Source organism: Ralstonia sp. PBBBR1, from assembly GCF_002256165.1.
GTDB lineage: Bacteria > Pseudomonadota > Gammaproteobacteria > Burkholderiales > Burkholderiaceae > Ralstonia > Ralstonia thomasii.
Genome location: NZ_NKIL01000009.1, coordinates 150,806 through 169,164, shown reverse-complemented (window position 1 = coordinate 169,164; position 18,359 = coordinate 150,806). Strand labels below are relative to the sequence as shown.

The following is an 18,359-nucleotide window of genomic DNA, read 5'->3' as shown; positions in this document are numbered from 1 at the left end:
GTTTGTCACAATAGCGGTTTCGCCCAGCCCGCGCGTGACACCGCGCGCACCCGCCGTCCCGATGTACGACTCTCCCGCCATAGACCACGCGCTGCAGGCGCTGCCCGAAGACACCGCCGCCGCGACGCATGCGGTGCTGCACGATGTGTTCGGCTACAGCGCCTTCCGCGGCCCGCAGGCGGAAATCGTCGCGCACGTCGCCGACGGCGGCGATTGTCTCGTGCTGATGCCGACCGGCGGTGGCAAATCGCTCTGTTACCAGATACCGGCGCTCGTGCGGCACCGGCGCGGGCAGGGCGCCGGCATTGTGGTTTCGCCGCTGATCGCGTTGATGCAGGACCAGGTGGCCGCGCTGGAAGAAGCCGGCGTGCGCGCCGCGTACCTCAACTCCGCGCTGACGGGCGCCGAGGCCGCCCAGGTCGAGCGAGATTTGGCGGCGGGCCGGCTGGATCTCGTCTACGTGGCGCCCGAGCGGTTGATGACGCCGCGCTTCCTCGAGTTGCTTGAGCGATCGCGCATCGGCCTGTTCGCCATCGACGAAGCGCACTGCGTGTCGCAATGGGGGCACGATTTCCGGCCCGAGTACATCCAGCTTTCCGTGCTGCACGAGCGTTTCCCGCAGGTGCCGCGCATTGCGCTCACCGCCACGGCCGATGCGGTCACGCGGGACGAGATCATCGAACGGCTCGCGCTCACGGGTTCCCGCGTCTTCCTCTCCAGCTTCGACCGCCCGAACATCCGCTACACCATCGTCGAGAAGGACAGCGCGCGGCAGCAGCTGCTGCGCTTCATTCGCGCCGAGCACATGGACGGCGACACCTGCGACGCCGGCATCGTCTACTGCCTGTCGCGCAAGAAGGTGGAAGAGACCGCGCAGTGGCTGGCCGAGCAGGGCATCCGCGCGCTGCCGTATCACGCCGGGATGGATTCCGAAGTGCGCGCCCGCCATCAGGCGATCTTCCGCAAGGAGGAGGGCGTCGTGATGGTGGCGACCATCGCTTTCGGCATGGGGATCGACAAGCCGGACGTCCGCTTCGTTGCCCACCTCGATCTGCCCAAGAGCCTGGAGGGCTACTACCAGGAGACTGGCCGTGCGGGCCGTGACGGCATGCCCGCCAACGCCTGGATGGCTTACGGTCTGGCCGACTTGGTGCAGCAGCGCCGGATGATCGACGAGTCCGATGCGGACGATGTGCATAAGCGCGTCTCAACCGCCAAGCTCGAAGCGCTGCTCGGCCTGTGCGAAGCCGCAACCTGCCGCCGTGTGGCGCTGCTGGCGTACTTCGGTGAAAGCAGCCAGCCCTGCGGCAACTGCGATACGTGCCTCACGCCGCCGCAAACCTGGGATGCCACACGCGAGGCGCAGATGGCGCTGTCGTGCGCATACCGCGTCCAGCAAGCCAGCCGCGTGAGCTTCGGCGCCGGCCAGCTCATCGACATCCTGCGCGGCAACGCCACCGAACGCATCAAGCAGTGGCATCACGAAACGCTGTCCACCTTCGGCATCGGCAGCGATCTGTCCGAAGCCGCTTGGCGCAGCGTTTTCCGCCAGTTGGTCGCGCAGGGTTTGTTTGCGGTAGACCACGGCGGCCATGGTGCGCTGATCCTGACCGACGCGGCGCGCCCCGTGCTCAAGGGCGCGCAATCGGTGATCCTGCGCCGTCAGGCCGAGAAGGTGCGTGGCGCGTCGTCATCGTCGACGAAGAAGGAGCGTCGCGCCGATCCGGCCGCCGAGCTTTCCACCGACGCGCAGGTGCGCTGGCAGGCGTTGCGGGCCTGGCGGACGCAGGCCGCGCGCGAGCACAGCGTGCCGGCGTATGTGATCTTCCACGACGCGACGCTTGCGCGCATTGCCGAGACCGATCCGGATTCGCGCGAGGCGCTCGGCGAGCTGCCGGGTATCGGCATGGCCAAGCTGGACCGCTACGGCCAGGCGCTGCTCGACGTACTGGAGAAGTGCCGCGAGCAAGCCTAGGCGGACAGCGGCAATGGCCCCATCACGGCGGTGCTGCGCAGGTGGTCGCCCAGAAAATCGACAAACGCCCGCACCTTCGGCAGCAGGTGCACACGCTGCGTGAAGACGGCGTGCAGGGGCACCTCCCGCGCTGTGTAGTCCGTCAGCACCGCCTGCAGGCGGCCGGCCGCAATATCGTCGCGCACCAGATACGCCGGCCCCAGCGACACGCCCAGCCCTGAACGCGCCGCCTCTCGCAGGACGAGGCTGTTGTTGGCTAGCATCGAGCCCGTAACGTGCGCGACATGGCGCTGTCCGTCGGCATCGGTAAGCACCCAGTCATAGGGTCCGTCGTAGTTGGCGTAGACCAGGCAGTTGTGGTCGCGCAAATCCTCGGGCGACCGCGGAATGCCGTTCTTGCTGAAATACGATGGCGCTCCGTAGATGGCGTGCGCGCAATTCGCCAGCCGCCGCGCTACCAGCGACGAGTCCTCCAACATGCCAATGCGGATCGCCACGTCGATGCGTCCTGCGACAAGGTCGGCATAGCGGTCGTTCATATCCAGGTCGATCTGCACGGCCGGGTAGCGCGCCTGGAATGCGCCCAGGAGCGGCGCCAGCAATGTCACCGCAAACGAGGCCGGCGCCGACACCCGCAATGTGCCGCGCGCCTCATCGCGCAAGGCGCTCACGGCCTGCTCGGCTGCATCGACGAGCGCCAGGCCCTCGCGGCTTTTCTCGAAGAACGCCGCGCCCGCTTCGGTGAGTGACAGGCGCCGCGTTGTCCGCTGCAGCAGGCGCGTCTGTAACCGCGCCTCCAGCCGCACCAGCGCCTTGCTGATCACACCGCGCGATATGCCCATGGCATCGGCCGCCGCCGACAGGCTGCCGCGCTCCACCACCTGCACGAAGACCACCACGTCGGAGAGTCGATCCATATTTGCGCACTTATGGAAACAATATGGCGCCAGAGGCTACCTTAATCTGCGCGAATCGGCTGGCTAGGATGGGGTCTCCGATTCTTCGTCCCCTTCATCATGACCACCGAAGCCCCTGCCGTCGCCGTTTCCAACCCGTCGCCCGCCGACGCGCTCCCCCGCGGCGCCACGCCGTTGTTTGCAGCCGCCGTCGGGCTCATCGTCATCAACCTGTTCGGCATCCAGCCGCTTGTCGCCGAGATCGCCGCAAGTATCGGCTGGACCACCGCCGCCACCGGGCTGCTGGTGACTGCCACACTCGTCGGCTACGGCATCGGCCTGTTGCTGCTGATGCCGCTGACCGATTTGCAGGACAACCGCGCGCTGGCCTCGCGCACGCTGTGGGGCGCGGTGGCTTCGCTGGCGCTGACCACCGTAGCGCACAGCGGCCGGGTGCTGATGCTGGCCGCCTTCGCCATCGGCCTTACGTCGACGGTCATTCAGATGCTGATTGCGCTGGCAGGGCGCCTGGCCGCAGACCACCGGCGCGGGCGCGTGCTCGGCGACATCATGATCGGCCTGAACCTGGGCATCCTGCTGTCGCGCCCGGCGGCCAGCCTGATCGCGGCGCAATGGGGCTGGCGTGCGTTCTACGGCGCATCTGCGGTGGCGATTGCCGTGCTGGCCGTCCTTCTGCCGCGTGTGATGCCGACCTTCGTGCCGCCGCGTGCGCTGTCGTACGGTGTGCTGCTCAAGTCGTATGGCCATCTTCTGCGCAGCGAACCGGTATTGCGTCGCCGCGCCGCCACGCAAGCTTTGCTGATGGCGGCCTTCACGCTGTTCTGGACCGCTGTCGCACTGCGGCTGGCGGCCGCGCCGTTCCACCTTTCGCAGAACGGCATCGGCATCTTTGCGCTGTGCGGCGCGGCCGGCGTCGTGGCGGCGCCCATCGCCGGACGGCTGGCGGATCGCGGCTTGGTGCGCGTTGGTACGCTGCTCGCGCATGGCAGTGCGGCGGCGGGTCTGCTGTTGGCGCTGGCTTCGGCGCTGCTGCCAGACCTGAGCGTCCCTGTCATGTTGGTGATGCTGGCCGCCGCAGCGTTGTTGCTGGACTTTGGCGCCATCGGCGACCAGGCGCTCGGCCGCTACATGGTCAACACGCTGTCCCCGGAGATTCGCGGGCGCGTAAATGGTTTGTACACCGGAGCGTTCTTCTTTGGTGCAGCCGCAGGCGGTGGCTTGGCCGGCGTGGCATGGGCGGGTGGCGGATGGATCGGCGTATCCGTTCTCGCCCTCGCGTTTGTAGCGGCTGCTGCCCTCGTCTTTGTGTGGCCGGCGAGTGCGCCGCGTGCCATTGGCGCCACACCGCGCCGTTGCTGACCTTCCTCACGCGTCGCCAGACTGGTGGCGCGCTTGACGCTTGCAGGACAGCCCGCTATAGTGCCAGACTCGAGTTTTTGGCTTCTGGTTTCGCGCGTCCGTGCCCGGCAAAGCGCTGTGCAAGACATCTGAACCAGACGGGCTCGCGCTCTTTGGTCTTGATCTGTTCCCGCAGATCCTCCCTCTAGAGCGTTCTGCTCGCCACTTCCATAAAACCCGATTGCGCCGTCCGCCTCACAAATGAGGCGTTCACGTTATGTGAGCCGGCGATTTTTCAAAAACCAAGCTGGATTGAACAATGCCAACCATCAATCAACTGGTTCGCAAGCCCCGCGTCTCGGAAAAGCTGAAGAGCAAGAGCCCGGCACTTGAGAACTGCCCGCAGCGTCGCGGCGTGTGCACCCGCGTGTACACCACGACGCCGAAGAAGCCGAACTCGGCACTGCGTAAGGTCGCCAAGGTGCGCCTGACCAACGGTTTCGAAGTCATTTCGTACATCGGCGGTGAAGGCCACAACCTGCAAGAACACAGCGTCGTGCTGATCCGCGGCGGCCGTGTGAAGGACTTGCCGGGTGTGCGTTACCACATCGTGCGCGGCTCCCTTGACCTGCAAGGCGTCAAGGACCGTAAGCAAGCGCGTTCGAAGTACGGCGCGAAGCGTCCGAAGGCGGCCTAAGTCGTCAGTGAGATCGCGCCGCTTTTGCGGTCACGGTCTTGTCATGAGCAGGCGGTACAACGGTGCGTTTTTTGACCGCACTGGCACCGTCGAGTAAGTGGTCACCCGGCTCAGATTGTTGGAAGACAAGCTAGTTGGTGGCCGGAGAACCGAAGCGGTTCTCAACTGAACAGAGAAGGAAAGAAGATGCCACGTCGTCGTGAAGTCCCCAAGCGGGAAATTCTGCCGGACCCGAAGTTCGGCAATGTGGAAGTCGCCAAGTTCATGAACGTCCTCATGCTGGACGGCAAGAAGTCGGTGGCTGAGCGTATCGTCTACGGTGCGTTCGACCAGATCGAGAAGAAAGCAGGCAAGGCGCCGATCGAGGTGTTCACGCTGGCTATCGGCAACATCAAGCCGGTGGTCGAAGTGAAGAGCCGTCGTGTTGGTGGCGCCAACTATCAGGTGCCGGTCGAAGTCCGGCCGTCGCGTCGTCTGGCATTGGCGATGCGTTGGCTGCGGGAAGCTGCGAAGAAGCGCAGCGAGAAGTCGATGGCCCTGCGTCTGGCTGGTGAGCTGCTCGAAGCCTCGGAAGGCCGCGGCGGCGCCATGAAGAAGCGCGACGAAGTGCACCGCATGGCTGAAGCCAACAAGGCGTTCTCGCACTTCCGCTTCTAAGCGACGCGAGACGTTGTTGGTTGCTGGGCGGGCTGTGTGCGCACATCTCGCCCATTTGTATTAGGGGCGCTTGGCCGTGGGCCAGCGCCCCGTTGACGAATCTGAGGATTAACCGTGGCTCGTAAGACCCCCATTGAGCGCTACCGTAACATCGGTATTTCCGCTCACATCGACGCCGGCAAAACCACCACGACCGAGCGGATCCTGTTCTACACCGGTGTGAACCACAAGATCGGTGAAGTGCATGATGGCGCCGCCACCATGGACTGGATGGAGCAGGAGCAAGAGCGCGGCATCACCATCACGTCTGCTGCGACCACCGCCTTCTGGAAGGGCATGGGCGGCAACTACCCCGAGCACCGCTTCAACATCATCGACACCCCGGGCCACGTGGACTTCACCATCGAGGTGGAGCGTTCCATGCGTGTGCTGGACGGCGCGTGCATGGTGTACTGCGCAGTGGGTGGCGTGCAGCCGCAGTCGGAAACCGTCTGGCGCCAAGCCAACAAGTACAAGGTGCCGCGTCTGGCGTTCGTCAACAAGATGGACCGTACTGGCGCGAATTTCTTCAAGGTCTACGACCAACTGAAGACCCGTCTGAAGGCCAACCCGGTGCCCGTCGTGGTGCCCATCGGCGCTGAAGACGGCTTCCAGGGCGTCGTCGATCTGCTGGAAATGAAGGCGATCATTTGGGACGAAGCCAGCCAGGGCGTGAAGTTCGAATACCACGACATCCCGGCCAATCTGGTTGACGTCGCGAACGAGTGGCGCGAGAAGATGGTCGAGTCGGCAGCTGAAGCCAGCGAAGAGCTGATGGAAAAGTACCTGGGTGGCGAAGAGCTGACCCGTGCTGAGATCGTCAAGGCGCTGCGCGACCGTACCATCGCCTGCGAAATCCAGCCGATGCTGTGCGGCACCGCGTTCAAGAACAAGGGCGTGCAGCGCATGCTCGACGCCGTGATCGACTTCCTGCCGTCGCCGGTCGACATTCCGCCGGTTCAGGGCATCGACGAAAACGACGAAGAGAAGAAGCTCGAGCGCAAGGCAGACGACAACGAGAAGTTCTCGGCGCTGGCGTTCAAGATCATGACCGACCCGTTCGTTGGTCAGCTGATTTTCTTCCGCGTCTACTCGGGCAAGATCAACTCCGGGGACACCGTGTACAACCCGGTGAAGCAGAAGAAGGAGCGTCTGGGCCGTATTCTGCAGATGCACGCCAACCAGCGCGAAGAAATCAAGGAAGTGCTGGCAGGTGACATCGCCGCCGCGGTGGGCCTGAAGGACGCCACTACGGGCGACACGCTGTGCGACCCGAGCGCTCCGATCATTCTCGAGCGCATGGTGTTCCCGGAGCCGGTGATCTCGCAGGCTGTCGAGCCCAAGACCAAGGCTGACCAGGAAAAGATGGGCATCGCCCTGAACCGCCTGGCCGCTGAAGATCCGTCGTTCCGCGTGCGTACCGATGAAGAATCGGGCCAGACCATCATTTCGGGCATGGGCGAGCTCCACCTCGAAATTCTGGTCGACCGCATGAAGCGCGAATTCGGTGTGGAAGCCAACATCGGCGCGCCGCAGGTTGCCTACCGCGAAACCATTCGCAAGAAGGTTGAAGACGTCGAAGGCAAGTTCGTCAAGCAATCGGGCGGCCGCGGTCAGTACGGCCACGCTGTGATCACGCTGGAACCGCTGGAAGAAGCAGAGAAGGCGGCAGCGAAGGCGGCGGCAACGACGGCAGCAGCAGCTGCTGCTGCGGTCAATGGTTTCGTGTTCGTCGACGCCATCAAGGGCGGTGTGATTCCTCGCGAATACATCCCGGCGGTCGAAAAGGGCATCGTCGACACGCTGCCGGCCGGTATTCTGGCGGGCTTCCCGGTGGTGGACGTGAAGGTCACGCTGACGTTTGGTTCGTACCACGACGTGGACTCGAACGAAAACGCGTTCCGCATGGCCGGCTCGATGGCCTTCAAGGAAGCAATGCGCAAGGCCACTCCGGTTCTGCTTGAGCCGATGATGGCTGTGGAAGTGGAAACGCCGGAAGACTACATGGGTACCGTGATTGGCGATCTGTCGTCCCGTCGTGGCATCGTGGAAGGCACGGACGACATGGTCGGTGGCGGCAAGATCGTCAAGGCCCAAGTCCCGTTGTCGGAGATGTTCGGTTATTCGACGTCGCTGCGCTCGGCCACGCAAGGCCGCGCCACGTACACCATGGAATTCAAGCAATACGCTGAGGCACCGAAGAACGTCGCTGACGCAGTAATGAAGAAGTCCAGCGAAGGTAAGTAATCAATGTGTTTTGGGTGATCGCGTGTGCGATCGCCCTCAATCAATATCTAGCAATTAGCCCATTCCGAATTGAGGAGCTGACATGGCAAAGGAAAAGTTCGTACGGACCAAACCGCACGTGAACGTTGGTACGATCGGTCACGTTGACCACGGTAAGACCACGCTGACCGCAGCGATCGCAACCGTGCTGTCCGCCAAGTTTGGTGGCGAAGCGAAGAAGTACGACGAAATCGACGCAGCGCCGGAAGAAAAGGCACGCGGTATCACGATCAACACCGCGCACGTCGAGTACGAAACGGCCAACCGTCACTATGCGCACGTTGACTGCCCGGGCCACGCCGACTACGTCAAGAACATGATTACCGGTGCCGCCCAGATGGACGGCGCCATCCTGGTGTGCTCGGCCGCTGACGGCCCGATGCCGCAAACGCGTGAGCACATCCTGCTGGCCCGTCAGGTCGGCGTGCCGTACATCATCGTCTTCCTGAACAAGTGCGACATGGTGGACGACGCTGAATTGCTGGAACTGGTCGAGATGGAAGTGCGTGAACTTCTGTCGAAGTATGAGTTCCCGGGCGACGACACCCCGATCATCAAGGGTTCGGCCAAGCTGGCGCTGGAAGGCGACAAGGGCGAACTGGGCGAAGTGGCCATCATGAACCTGGCCGACGCACTGGACACCTACATCCCGACGCCGGAACGCGCAGTTGATGGTGCATTCCTGATGCCGGTGGAAGACGTGTTCTCGATCTCGGGTCGCGGCACCGTGGTGACCGGTCGTATCGAGCGCGGCATCATCAAGGTCGGCGAAGAAATCGAAATCGTCGGTATCGCCGTGGACGGCGACAAGCCGAAGATCGACAAGACCACCTGCACGGGCGTGGAAATGTTCCGCAAGCTGCTGGACCAAGGTCAGGCAGGCGACAACGTCGGCATTCTGCTGCGCGGCACGAAGCGCGAAGATGTTCAGCGCGGTCAAGTGCTGGCCAAGCCGGGCTCGATCAAGCCGCACACGGAATTCACGGGCGAGGTCTACATCCTGTCGAAGGACGAAGGCGGCCGTCACACGCCGTTCTTCAACAACTACCGTCCGCAGTTCTACTTCCGTACGACGGACGTGACCGGCTCGATCGCCCTGCCGGAAGGCAAGGAAATGGTCATGCCGGGCGACAACGTGTCGATCACCGTCAAGCTGATCGCCCCGATCGCCATGGAAGAAGGTCTGCGCTTCGCTATCCGTGAAGGCGGTCGTACCGTGGGTGCTGGCGTCGTTGCCAAGATCCTGAAGTAAAAGGCGGATCGATGCGCTGTTCCTCGTAAGGGGTGCGGCGCATCGCCTGTAGCATCGCTCTTTCAATCTACCGGCGGCCTGGCCGCCATGCTCTTTAAGGAAACATCATGCAGAACCAGAAGATCCGTATCCGCCTGAAGGCTTTCGACTATCGCCTGATCGACCAATCGGCCGCTGAAATCGTCGAGACCGCCAAGCGCACCGGCGCGATCGTCAAGGGCCCGGTGCCCCTGCCGACCCGCATCCAGCGTTTCGACGTTCTGCGTTCGCCGCACGTCAACAAGACCAGCCGCGACCAGTTCGAAATCCGCACGCACCAGCGCCTGATGGACATCGTCGATCCGACGGACAAGACCGTCGACGCGCTGATGAAGCTGGACCTGCCGGCTGGCGTGGACGTCGAGATCAAGCTGCAATAAGCAAGACAACGCTGCCGGGTCACTCCGGTAACGGGCAAACGGCGAGCCAAGTGCTCGCCGTTTTGCTTTTAGGCGGCAGATGTTGCGTTGCACACGACGTCCAGGCGCTATCCGGCAATCAGCCTTGCATATTGTTCGTAACCGGGATATATTGTAAGGCTACCCCTTTAGTCAGGGGAGTGGGCTGGCCATTTGGCCTCGCGCTGTCTCTTTAGGCGCAGTCCAGTTCAAGATTCGTAGTATCAATCAGCCCCGGCCAATCGCAGCTGGGAATGGAGCAAACCATGAGCCTTGGCCTTGTAGGTCGCAAGGTTGGCATGACCCGTATTTTCACGGACGACGGCGATTCGATTCCCGTCACCGTGCTCGAGGTCGGCGACAACCGCGTGACGCAAATCAAGACGGACGAGACCGACGGTTATACCGCGGTTCAAGTCACCTTCGGCACCCGACGCGCCAGCCGCGTCACCAAGCCGCTGGCGGGTCATCTCGCCAAAGCCGGCGTGGAAGCGGGCGAAGTCATCAAAGAATTCCGAGTGGATGCCGCTCGTGCCGCTGAATTCCAGCCGGGCGCGAACATCAGCGTCGACCTGTTCGAAGTCGGTCAGAAGATCGACGTCCAGGGTGTGACGATTGGTAAGGGCTACGCCGGTACCATCAAGCGTTACAACTTCTCGTCGGGCCGCGCCTCGCACGGTAACTCGCGCTCGCACAACGTGCCGGGCTCGATCGGTATGGCGCAGGATCCGGGGCGCGTGTTCCCGGGTAAGCGCATGACCGGTCACATGGGTGATGTCACCCGTACCGTTCAGAATCTGGAAATCGCCAAGATCGACGCAGAGCGCAAGCTGCTGCTGGTCAAGGGTGCGATTCCGGGCGCCAAGGGCGGTCAAGTCATCGTCACGCCGGCCGTGAAGGCCCGCGCCAAGAAGGCATAAGGAGCAAACGCATGGAACTGAAGCTGCTCCAGGACAACGGTCAACTCGGCGCTGGCGTTGCTGCCTCGCCGGAAGTGTTTGGCCGTGACTACAACGAAGCCCTCGTTCACCAAGTCGTCGTCGCTTATCAGGCCAACGCTCGCAGCGGTAACCGTAAGCAAAAGGACCGTGAAGAGGTCAAGCACACGACCAAAAAGCCGTGGCGTCAAAAGGGTACGGGCCGCGCCCGTGCAGGTATGAGCTCCTCCCCGCTGTGGCGCGGGGGTGGTCGTATCTTCCCGAACAGCCCGGAAGAAAACTTCTCGCAGAAGGTCAACAAGAAGATGTACCGCGCCGGCATGCGCTCGATTTATTCGCAGCTTGCCCGTGAAGGTCGCATCAACGTCGTTGACAGCCTGTCCGTCGACGCGCCCAAAACCAAGCTGTTGGCCGACAAGTTCCGCGCCATGGGCCTGGATTCGGTGCTCGTGATTACCGATAACCTGGACGAAAACCTCTTCCTGGCATCGCGCAACCTGGCGCACGTGCTCGTGGTTGAGCCGCGTCACGCCGACCCGCTGTCGCTCGTGCACTACAAGAAGGTGCTCGTAACCAAGGCAGCCGTCGCGCAGATCGAGGAGTTGCTGAAATGACGCAAGTTGCCAAGAACGACCATCGCCTGATGCAGGTGCTGCTGGCGCCTGTGGTGTCTGAAAAGGCAACCCTGGTGGCCGAGAAAAACGAGCAGGTCGTGTTCGAAGTGGCTCGCGACGCCAACAAGGGCGAAGTGAAGGCCGCTGTCGAGCTGCTGTTCAAGGTCGAAGTCGAGTCCGTCCAGATCCTGAATCAGAAGGGCAAGCAAAAGCGCTTCGGTCGCTTCATGGGTCGTCGTGACCACGTGAAGAAGGCCTATGTTTCGCTGAAGCCGGGCCAGGAAATCAATTTTGAAGCGGAGGCCAAGTAATCATGGCACTCGTCAAAACCAAGCCGACATCGCCGGGCCGCCGCTCGATGGTGAAGGTCGTTAACCCCGACCTTCACAAGGGCGCGCCGCACGCTCCGCTGCTGGAAAAGCAAATCCAGAAGTCGGGTCGTAACAACAACGGCCACATCACCACCCGTCATAAGGGTGGTGGTCACAAGCATCACTATCGCGTCGTCGACTTCAAGCGTAACGATAAGGACGGTATTCCGGCCAAGATCGAACGTCTGGAATACGATCCGAACCGTAGCGCCAACATCGCGCTCGTGCTGTTCGCTGACGGCGAGCGCCGCTACATCATCGCCCCGAAGGGCGCTGTGGTTGGCCAAGCCATCGCTAACGGCTCGGAAGCGCCGATCAAGGCCGGTAACAACCTGCCGATCCGCAACATCCCGGTCGGTACGACGATCCACTGCGTGGAAATCCTGCCGGGCAAGGGCGCTCAAGTTGCCCGTTCGGCCGGTACGTCCGCCGTGCTGCTGGCTCGCGAAGGCATCTACGCTCAAGTGCGTCTGCGCTCGGGTGAGGTGCGCCGCGTGCACATCGAGTGCCGCGCGACCATTGGTGAAGTCGGCAACGAAGAGCACAGCCTGCGCCAGATCGGCAAGGCCGGTGCAACCCGTTGGCGCGGTATTCGCCCGACCGTTCGCGGTGTGGTGATGAACCCGGTCGACCACCCGCATGGTGGTGGTGAAGGCAAGACTGCAGCAGGCCGTGATCCGGTGTCCCCGTGGGGCACGCCGACCAAGGGCTACCGCACCCGTCGTAACAAGCGCACTGACAGCATGATCGTTCAGCGCCGTCACAAGCGTTAATCGGTAGGTAGGAGCTTAGATATGACTCGTTCCGTAAAAAAGGGTCCTTTCATTGACGCCCACCTGCTGAAGAAGGTTGAGGCGGCAGTGCAGACGAAGGACAAGAAGCCCATCAAGACGTGGTCGCGTCGTTCGACCATTCTGCCGGACTTCATCGGCCTGACGATCGCCGTTCACAACGGCCGTCAGCACGTGCCCGTGTATGTCACGGAAAACATGGTTGGCCACAAGCTCGGCGAATTTGCGCTCACGCGTACGTTCAAGGGCCACGCTGCCGACAAGAAAGCGAAGCGATAAGGGGCAATCATGGAAGTTAAAGCGATTCATCGCGGCGCCCGTATCTCCGCACAGAAGACGCGCCTGGTCGCTGACCAGATTCGCGGCCTGTCGATCGAGCGCGCGCTCAACGTGCTGACGTTCAGCCCGAAGAAGGCGGCTGGCATCGTGAAGAAGGTGGTTGAGTCCGCCATCGCGAACGCCGAGCACAATGAAGGCGCCGACATCGACGAGCTGAAGGTCAAGTCGATCTACATCGACAAGGCCACGTCGCTCAAGCGCTTCACGGCGCGTGCGAAGGGCCGTGGCAACCGCATCGAGAAACAAACCTGTCACATCACTGTGACGCTGGGCAACTAAGGGGTCACGATGGGACAGAAGATTCATCCGACTGGCTTCCGTCTGGCTGTCAGCCGTAACTGGGCATCGCGTTGGTACGCGAGCAACACCCAGTTTGCCGGCATGCTCAAGGAAGACATCGAGGTTCGCGAGTTTCTGAAGAAGAAGCTGAAGAACGCGTCGGTGGGCCGCGTGGTCATCGAGCGTCCGGCCAAGAATGCCCGTATCACCATTTATAGCTCGCGTCCGGGCGTGGTGATCGGCAAGAAGGGCGAGGACATCGAACTGCTGAAGGCTGAACTGCAGCGTCGCATGGGCGTGCCCGTGCACGTGAACATCGAAGAAATCCGCAAGCCGGAAGTCGATGCGCAGCTGATCGCAGATTCGATCACGCAGCAGCTTGAGCGCCGCATCATGTTCCGTCGCGCTATGAAGCGCGCGATGCAGAACGCGATGCGTCTGGGTGCCCAAGGCATCAAGATCATGAGCTCGGGCCGTCTGAACGGCATCGAAATCGCTCGTACCGAGTGGTACCGCGAAGGCCGTGTGCCCCTGCACACGCTGCGCGCCGATATCGACTACGGCTTCTCCGAAGCGGAAACCACCTACGGCATCATCGGTGTCAAGGTGTGGGTGTACAAGGGTGACCACCTCGGTCGCAACGACGCACCCGTCGTGGAAGAGCCGCAAGAAGAGCGTCGCAAGCGTCCGGGTCGCCCGGAAGGTCGTCGCCGTGAGGGCGAAGGTCGCCCGGCCGGTCAGCGCCGCGGTGCTGGTGCGGGTGCCCGTCGTGGCACCGACGCCAAGACTGGAGAATAAACATGCTGCAACCTAAGCGCAGGAAGTACCGCAAGGAGCAGAAGGGCCGTAACACCGGTATCGCGACGCGCGGCAACGCCGTCTCGTTCGGCGAATTCGGTCTGAAGGCGATGGGCCGCGGCCGTCTGACCGCACGTCAGATTGAGTCGGCGCGTCGTGCGATGACCCGTCACATCAAGCGTGGCGGCCGCATTTGGATCCGGATTTTCCCGGACAAGCCGATCTCGAAGAAGCCTGCCGAAGTCCGTATGGGTAACGGTAAGGGCAACCCGGAATACTACGTGGCTGAAATTCAGCCGGGCAAGATGCTGTACGAAATGGACGGCGTTGGCGAAGAACTGGCACGCGAGGCATTCCGCCTGGCCGCTGCCAAGCTGCCGATCGCGACCAGCTTCGTGGTGCGTCAGGTCGGAACGTAAGGAGTACACACCATGAAAGCATCCGAACTGCGCGACAAAGATGTCGCTGGGCTGAACCAGGAGCTCTCCGAGCTGCTGAAGGCCCAATTTGGCCTGCGCATGCAAAAAGCGACGCAACAGCTGCAGAACACCAGCCAGCTGAAGAAGGTGCGTCGTGACATCGCGCGTGTCCGCACCGTGCTGGGCCAGAAGGGGAACCAGAAATGACTGAAGCCGCAACGTCCCTGAAGCGCACGCTCGTCGGTCGCGTTGTCAGCAACAAGATGGACAAGACCGTCACGGTCCTGATCGAAAACCGCGTCAAGCATCCGCTGTATGGCAAGTACGTGGTGCGCTCGAAGAAGTACCATGCGCACGACGAAGCCAACCAGTACAACGAAGGCGACAAGGTCGAGATCACGGAATCGCGTCCGCTCTCCCGCACCAAGTCGTGGGTGGTGTCGCGTCTGCTTGAAGCTGCACGCGTGATCTAAAACAACAGCGGAGCAGTTTGCTGTTGCACGGCCGAGATTATGTGATATAGTCTCGGTCTTTCCCTTTGTGAGGGTGGCTGGCAAATATGCTGGCGGCTCGGGTAAGGGGGAAAAGCGAATGGGCCAGGCGGCAATCGCCGTCGGGCAGCTACCGACTTCAAGTTGATCAACCCAATCGCAGTTGGCGCAATGCCAGCAGCCGGCGGGACCAAGACTGATCGCCTCTGCGCATTGTGCGTTTGGCGAATTAAGTTGGGACGAGAACACCATGATTCAGACAGAAAGCCGGCTCGAAGTGGCCGATAACACGGGTGCGCGTGAAGTCATGTGCATCAAGGTGCTGGGCGGTTCGAAGCGCCGCTACGCCAGCGTCGGCGACATCATCAAGGTCAGCGTCAAGGATGCTGCCCCGCGTGGTCGCGTGAAGAAGGGCGATATCTATAACGCCGTGGTGGTGCGTACCGCCAAGGGCGTGCGCCGTCCCGACGGCTCGCTCATCAAGTTCGACGGCAATGCCGCCGTGCTGCTGAACACCAAGCTTGAGCCGATCGGCACCCGTATCTTCGGGCCGGTCACTCGCGAACTCCGTACCGAGCGCTTCATGAAGATCGTGTCGCTCGCGCCGGAAGTGCTGTAATCGGAGGCCGCATGAACAAGATTCGCAAGGGCGATCGCGTCATCGTCCGTACCGGTAAAGACAAGGGCAAGCAAGGTACCGTGCTGGCCGTGCTCGCCGAGCATGTGACGGTTGAAGGCGTGAACGTTGCCAAAAAGCACGTGCGCCCGAACCCGATGCTGGGTACCACGGGTGGTGTGGTCGACAAGATCATGCCCATCCATATTTCGAACGTTGCGCTCGTGGATGCCAATGGCAAGCCGTCGCGCGTCGGCATCAAGGTTGAAGGCGGCGTGAAGACGCGCGTACTGAAGACCACCGGTGCTGCCGTCGGCGCTTGATTCTGGGCAATAGAGAGGAGTTGAGCATGACTGCACGTCTGCAAGAGTATTATAAAGAGAAGGTTGTGCCCGAGCTGATCAAGCAGTTCGGCTACAAGTCTGTGATGGAAGTGCCGCGCATCACCAAGATCACCCTGAACATGGGTCTTGGCGAAGCCATCAATGACAAGAAAGTCATTGAGCACGCCACGGGCGACCTGATCAAAATCGCTGGCCAGAAGCCCATCGTCACGAAGGCCCGTAAGGCTATCGCCGGCTTCAAGATCCGCCAGGGTTACCCGATCGGCACGATGGTCACGCTGCGTGGCCAACGCATGTACGAATTCCTGGACCGCTTCATCACCGTGTCGCTGCCCCGCGTGCGCGACTTCCGCGGTGTGTCTGGTAAGGCGTTCGACGGTCGTGGCAACTACAACATCGGTGTGAAAGAGCAGATCATTTTCCCCGAAATCGAATACGACAAGATCGACGCACTCCGTGGTCTGAATATCAGCATCACGACGACTGCGAAGAACGACGAGGAAGCGAAGGCGCTCCTCAACGCGTTCAAGTTCCCGTTCCGTAATTAAGGGGTTACCGTGGCTAAATTGTCTCTGATCGAACGCGAGAAGAAGCGTGCCAAGCTCGTGGCCAAGTACGCTGAGAAGCGCGCCGCTCTCGAAGCCATCGTGGCCGACCAAAGCAAGTCGGAAGAAGAGCGCTACGAAGCGCGTCTGAAGCTGCAAGCGCTGCCGCGCAATGCAAATCCGACTCGTCAGCGCAACCGCTGCTCGATCACCGGTCGTCCCCGCGGTACGTTCCGTAAGTTCGGCCTGGCGCGTAACAAGCTCCGCGAGATCGCCTTCAAGGGCGAGATCCCGGGTCTGACGAAAGCCAGCTGGTAATCACGCACAGGCTACAGGAGAAACAGTATGAGCATGAGCGATCCGATCGCCGATATGCTGACGCGTATCCGCAACGCGCAAGCGGTGGAAAAAGCGTCGGTGGTCATGCCGTCGTCGAAGCTGAAGGTGGCAATCGCCAAAGTCCTGAAGGACGAAGGCTACATCGACGAATTCGCCGTGACCGAGCAGGGTGGCAAGTCCACCCTGACGATTGGTCTGAAGTACTACGCTGGCCGCCCGGTCATCGAACGCCTGGAGCGCGTCTCGAAGCCTGGCCTGCGTGTGTACAAGGGCCGTAATGAAATCCCGCAAGTGATGAACGGCTTGGGTGTCGCCATCATCTCGACCCCTCAGGGTCTGATGACGGACCGCCGCGCCCGCGCAACCGGTGTCGGTGGCGAAGTCATTTGCTACGTCGCCTAAGGGAGGGGAACCATGTCTCGCGTAGGTAAGGCCCCCATCGCGCTGCCCAAGGGCGCAGAAGTCAATTTCGCTGGTGGTCTGCTGACCGTCAAGGGCCCGTTGGGCACGCTGACGCAGCCGATCCACTCGCTGGTCAAGGTCAACACCGACAACGGCACGATCACGTTCGCGCCGGCAGATGAGTCGCGTGAAGCCAATGCGTTGCAAGGCACGATGCGCGCCCTGACCGCCAACATGGTCAAGGGTGTGACGACGGGCTTCGAGCGCAAGCTGAACCTGGTCGGCGTGGGTTATCGTGCATCGGTTCAGGGCACCGCCCTGAAGCTGCAGCTCGGTTTCTCGCACGACGTGATCCATGAGATGCCGGAAGGCGTGAAGGCGGAAACGCCGACGCAGACCGAGATCATCATCAAGGGTTCGGACAAGCAAAAAGTTGGTCAGGTCGCCGCTGAAGTGCGTGGTTATCGTCCGCCTGAGCCCTACAAGGGCAAGGGTGTGCGCTACGCCGACGAGCGTGTGATCCTGAAGGAAACCAAGAAGAAGTAAGGGTGCACATCATGAACAAAAATGACTCGCGTCTGCGCCGTGCACGTCAGACCCGCCTGAAAATTGCGGAACTGAGCGTCGCCCGTCTGGCTGTGCACCGTACGAACCTGCACATTTATGCGCAGGTCTTCTCGGAAGACGGCACCAAGGTCCTGGCTTCGGCCTCGACGGCGGAAGCCGAAGTCCGCAAGGAACTGAACGGCAACGGTGGCAACACCGCTGCTGCCACCCTGGTGGGTAAGCGTATCGCTGAGAAGGCGAAGGCTGCCGGCATCGAAGCCGTGGCGTTCGATCGCTCGGGTTTCCGTTATCACGGTCGCGTAAAGGCTCTGGCTGACGCGGCACGCGAAGCTGGCCTGAAGTTCTAAGCCGGCATAGAGGATATCGTCATGGCAAAAATTCAACCTAAGGTCCAAGGGGACGAACGCGACGACGGTCTTCGCGAGAAGATGATCGCGGTCAACCGTGTGACCAAGGTGGTCAAGGGCGGCCGGATTCTCGGTTTCGCTGCTCTGACTGTGGTCGGCGACGGCGACGGCCGTATCGGCATGGGCAAGGGTAAGGCTAAGGAAGTCCCCGTAGCCGTGCAGAAGGCAATGGACGAGGCTCGTCGCAAGATGGTCAAGGTCCCGCTGAAGAACGGTACGCTGCAGCACGAAGTGGTTGGCAAGCATGGCGCCGCAAAGGTGCAGATGATGCCCGCGAAGGACGGTACCGGCGTGATCGCCGGCGGCCCGATGCGCGCTATCTTCGAAGTGATGGGCGTGACGAACATCGTGACCAAGTCGCACGGTTCGACCAATCCTTACAACATGGTGCGCGCAACGCTGGATGGCCTGCGCAAGATGAGCACCCCGGCCGAAGTTGCCGCCAAGCGTGGCAAGTCGGTCGAAGAGATCCTCGGCTAAGCCGAAGGGATAGGTGAACGA

26 protein-coding genes are annotated in these 18,359 nt (G+C 61.9%); 25 read left to right on the top strand and 1 reads right to left on the bottom strand.

Going from position 1 to position 18,359, the window contains the following annotated elements; genetic code table 11:
* The first annotated feature begins 61 nt into the window (after positions 1–61).
* On the top strand, positions 62–1,975 hold the full coding sequence (recQ, locus tag CFE42_RS18055; protein ID WP_004634467.1) for a DNA helicase RecQ: 1,914 nt from the start codon (positions 62–64) through the stop codon (positions 1,973–1,975).
* Here recQ and CFE42_RS18050 read toward each other — a convergent pair.
* Positions 1,972–2,892, bottom strand: a complete 921-nt coding sequence (locus CFE42_RS18050) for a LysR family transcriptional regulator (protein ID WP_004634468.1) — start codon at positions 2,890–2,892, stop codon at positions 1,972–1,974. The genes recQ and CFE42_RS18050 overlap by 4 nt on opposite strands.
* A gap of 99 nt (positions 2,893–2,991) precedes the next feature.
* Here CFE42_RS18050 and CFE42_RS18045 point away from each other — a divergent pair, with 99 nt between their 5' ends.
* From CFE42_RS18045 to rpsE, 24 genes are all read left to right on the top strand, one after another.
* The gene (locus CFE42_RS18045; protein ID WP_004634469.1) at positions 2,992–4,251 is read left to right on the top strand and encodes an MFS transporter; all 1,260 of its coding nucleotides are present in this window, start codon (positions 2,992–2,994) and stop codon (positions 4,249–4,251) included.
* A 298-nt stretch (positions 4,252–4,549) separates the two neighbouring features.
* Entirely contained in the window at positions 4,550–4,927 is a 378-nt protein-coding gene (gene rpsL, locus CFE42_RS18040) for a 30S ribosomal protein S12 (protein ID WP_003265519.1), read from the top strand.
* Positions 4,928–5,113: 186 nt separating this feature from the next.
* Complete coding sequence (rpsG, locus tag CFE42_RS18035) at positions 5,114–5,584, top strand: 30S ribosomal protein S7 (RefSeq protein ID WP_004634470.1); 471 nt, start codon at positions 5,114–5,116, stop codon at positions 5,582–5,584.
* A gap of 114 nt (positions 5,585–5,698) precedes the next feature.
* The gene (gene fusA, locus CFE42_RS18030) at positions 5,699–7,870 is read left to right on the top strand and encodes an elongation factor G (RefSeq protein WP_004634471.1); all 2,172 of its coding nucleotides are present in this window, start codon (positions 5,699–5,701) and stop codon (positions 7,868–7,870) included.
* Positions 7,871–7,952: 82 nt separating this feature from the next.
* Positions 7,953–9,161, top strand: a complete 1,209-nt coding sequence (gene tuf / locus CFE42_RS18025) for an elongation factor Tu (protein ID WP_004634472.1) — start codon at positions 7,953–7,955, stop codon at positions 9,159–9,161.
* A 107-nt stretch (positions 9,162–9,268) separates the two neighbouring features.
* On the top strand, positions 9,269–9,580 hold the full coding sequence (gene rpsJ / locus CFE42_RS18020) for a 30S ribosomal protein S10 (protein ID WP_004634473.1): 312 nt from the start codon (positions 9,269–9,271) through the stop codon (positions 9,578–9,580).
* Positions 9,581–9,864: 284 nt separating this feature from the next.
* Positions 9,865–10,518: a 50S ribosomal protein L3 gene (gene rplC / locus CFE42_RS18015; RefSeq protein ID WP_004634474.1), complete on the top strand. Its 654-nt coding sequence runs from the start codon at positions 9,865–9,867 to the stop codon at positions 10,516–10,518.
* An 11-nt stretch (positions 10,519–10,529) separates the two neighbouring features.
* Positions 10,530–11,150 carry a 50S ribosomal protein L4 gene (gene rplD, locus CFE42_RS18010; protein ID WP_004634475.1) on the top strand — a complete coding sequence of 207 codons (621 nt, stop codon included), beginning with the start codon at positions 10,530–10,532 and terminating at the stop codon, positions 11,148–11,150.
* Positions 11,147–11,461 carry a 50S ribosomal protein L23 gene (gene rplW / locus CFE42_RS18005; protein WP_004634476.1) on the top strand — a complete coding sequence of 105 codons (315 nt, stop codon included), beginning with the start codon at positions 11,147–11,149 and terminating at the stop codon, positions 11,459–11,461. Before rplD ends, rplW begins: the two co-directional genes overlap by 4 nt.
* 2 nt (positions 11,462–11,463) lie before the next feature.
* Positions 11,464–12,294: a 50S ribosomal protein L2 gene (gene rplB, locus CFE42_RS18000; RefSeq protein ID WP_004634477.1), complete on the top strand. Its 831-nt coding sequence runs from the start codon at positions 11,464–11,466 to the stop codon at positions 12,292–12,294.
* A 21-nt stretch (positions 12,295–12,315) separates the two neighbouring features.
* Positions 12,316–12,591 (top strand): 30S ribosomal protein S19, encoded by a 276-nt coding sequence (gene rpsS / locus CFE42_RS17995; RefSeq protein WP_004634478.1) that lies wholly within the window; start codon positions 12,316–12,318, stop codon positions 12,589–12,591.
* A 9-nt stretch (positions 12,592–12,600) separates the two neighbouring features.
* Positions 12,601–12,930, top strand: a complete 330-nt coding sequence (gene rplV, locus CFE42_RS17990) for a 50S ribosomal protein L22 (protein WP_004634479.1) — start codon at positions 12,601–12,603, stop codon at positions 12,928–12,930.
* Between the two features lie 9 nt (positions 12,931–12,939).
* Positions 12,940–13,728 (top strand): 30S ribosomal protein S3, encoded by a 789-nt coding sequence (rpsC, locus tag CFE42_RS17985; RefSeq protein ID WP_004634480.1) that lies wholly within the window; start codon positions 12,940–12,942, stop codon positions 13,726–13,728.
* A 2-nt stretch (positions 13,729–13,730) separates the two neighbouring features.
* Complete coding sequence (gene rplP / locus CFE42_RS17980; protein ID WP_003264123.1) at positions 13,731–14,147, top strand: 50S ribosomal protein L16; 417 nt, start codon at positions 13,731–13,733, stop codon at positions 14,145–14,147.
* A 12-nt stretch (positions 14,148–14,159) separates the two neighbouring features.
* On the top strand, positions 14,160–14,354 hold the full coding sequence (gene rpmC, locus CFE42_RS17975) for a 50S ribosomal protein L29 (RefSeq protein ID WP_004634481.1): 195 nt from the start codon (positions 14,160–14,162) through the stop codon (positions 14,352–14,354).
* Entirely contained in the window at positions 14,351–14,620 is a 270-nt protein-coding gene (rpsQ, locus tag CFE42_RS17970) for a 30S ribosomal protein S17 (protein WP_004634482.1), read from the top strand. The genes rpmC and rpsQ overlap by 4 nt, the downstream gene beginning before the upstream one ends.
* Before the next feature lie 268 nt (positions 14,621–14,888).
* Positions 14,889–15,257 (top strand): 50S ribosomal protein L14, encoded by a 369-nt coding sequence (gene rplN / locus CFE42_RS17965; RefSeq protein WP_003264129.1) that lies wholly within the window; start codon positions 14,889–14,891, stop codon positions 15,255–15,257.
* Positions 15,258–15,268: 11 nt separating this feature from the next.
* The gene (gene rplX, locus CFE42_RS17960) at positions 15,269–15,577 is read left to right on the top strand and encodes a 50S ribosomal protein L24 (RefSeq protein ID WP_004634483.1); all 309 of its coding nucleotides are present in this window, start codon (positions 15,269–15,271) and stop codon (positions 15,575–15,577) included.
* Positions 15,578–15,603: 26 nt separating this feature from the next.
* On the top strand, positions 15,604–16,146 hold the full coding sequence (gene rplE / locus CFE42_RS17955; protein ID WP_004634484.1) for a 50S ribosomal protein L5: 543 nt from the start codon (positions 15,604–15,606) through the stop codon (positions 16,144–16,146).
* 9 nt (positions 16,147–16,155) lie between these two features.
* Positions 16,156–16,461 (top strand): 30S ribosomal protein S14, encoded by a 306-nt coding sequence (rpsN, locus tag CFE42_RS17950; protein WP_004634486.1) that lies wholly within the window; start codon positions 16,156–16,158, stop codon positions 16,459–16,461.
* A gap of 27 nt (positions 16,462–16,488) precedes the next feature.
* Positions 16,489–16,884, top strand: a complete 396-nt coding sequence (rpsH, locus tag CFE42_RS17945) for a 30S ribosomal protein S8 (RefSeq protein WP_004634489.1) — start codon at positions 16,489–16,491, stop codon at positions 16,882–16,884.
* Positions 16,885–16,896: 12 nt separating this feature from the next.
* Entirely contained in the window at positions 16,897–17,430 is a 534-nt protein-coding gene (gene rplF / locus CFE42_RS17940) for a 50S ribosomal protein L6 (protein WP_004634491.1), read from the top strand.
* A gap of 11 nt (positions 17,431–17,441) precedes the next feature.
* Positions 17,442–17,798 (top strand): 50S ribosomal protein L18, encoded by a 357-nt coding sequence (gene rplR / locus CFE42_RS17935; RefSeq protein WP_004634492.1) that lies wholly within the window; start codon positions 17,442–17,444, stop codon positions 17,796–17,798.
* 21 nt (positions 17,799–17,819) lie between these two features.
* Positions 17,820–18,338: a 30S ribosomal protein S5 gene (gene rpsE / locus CFE42_RS17930; protein WP_004634493.1), complete on the top strand. Its 519-nt coding sequence runs from the start codon at positions 17,820–17,822 to the stop codon at positions 18,336–18,338.
* The last annotated feature ends 21 nt before the right edge of the window (positions 18,339–18,359 follow it).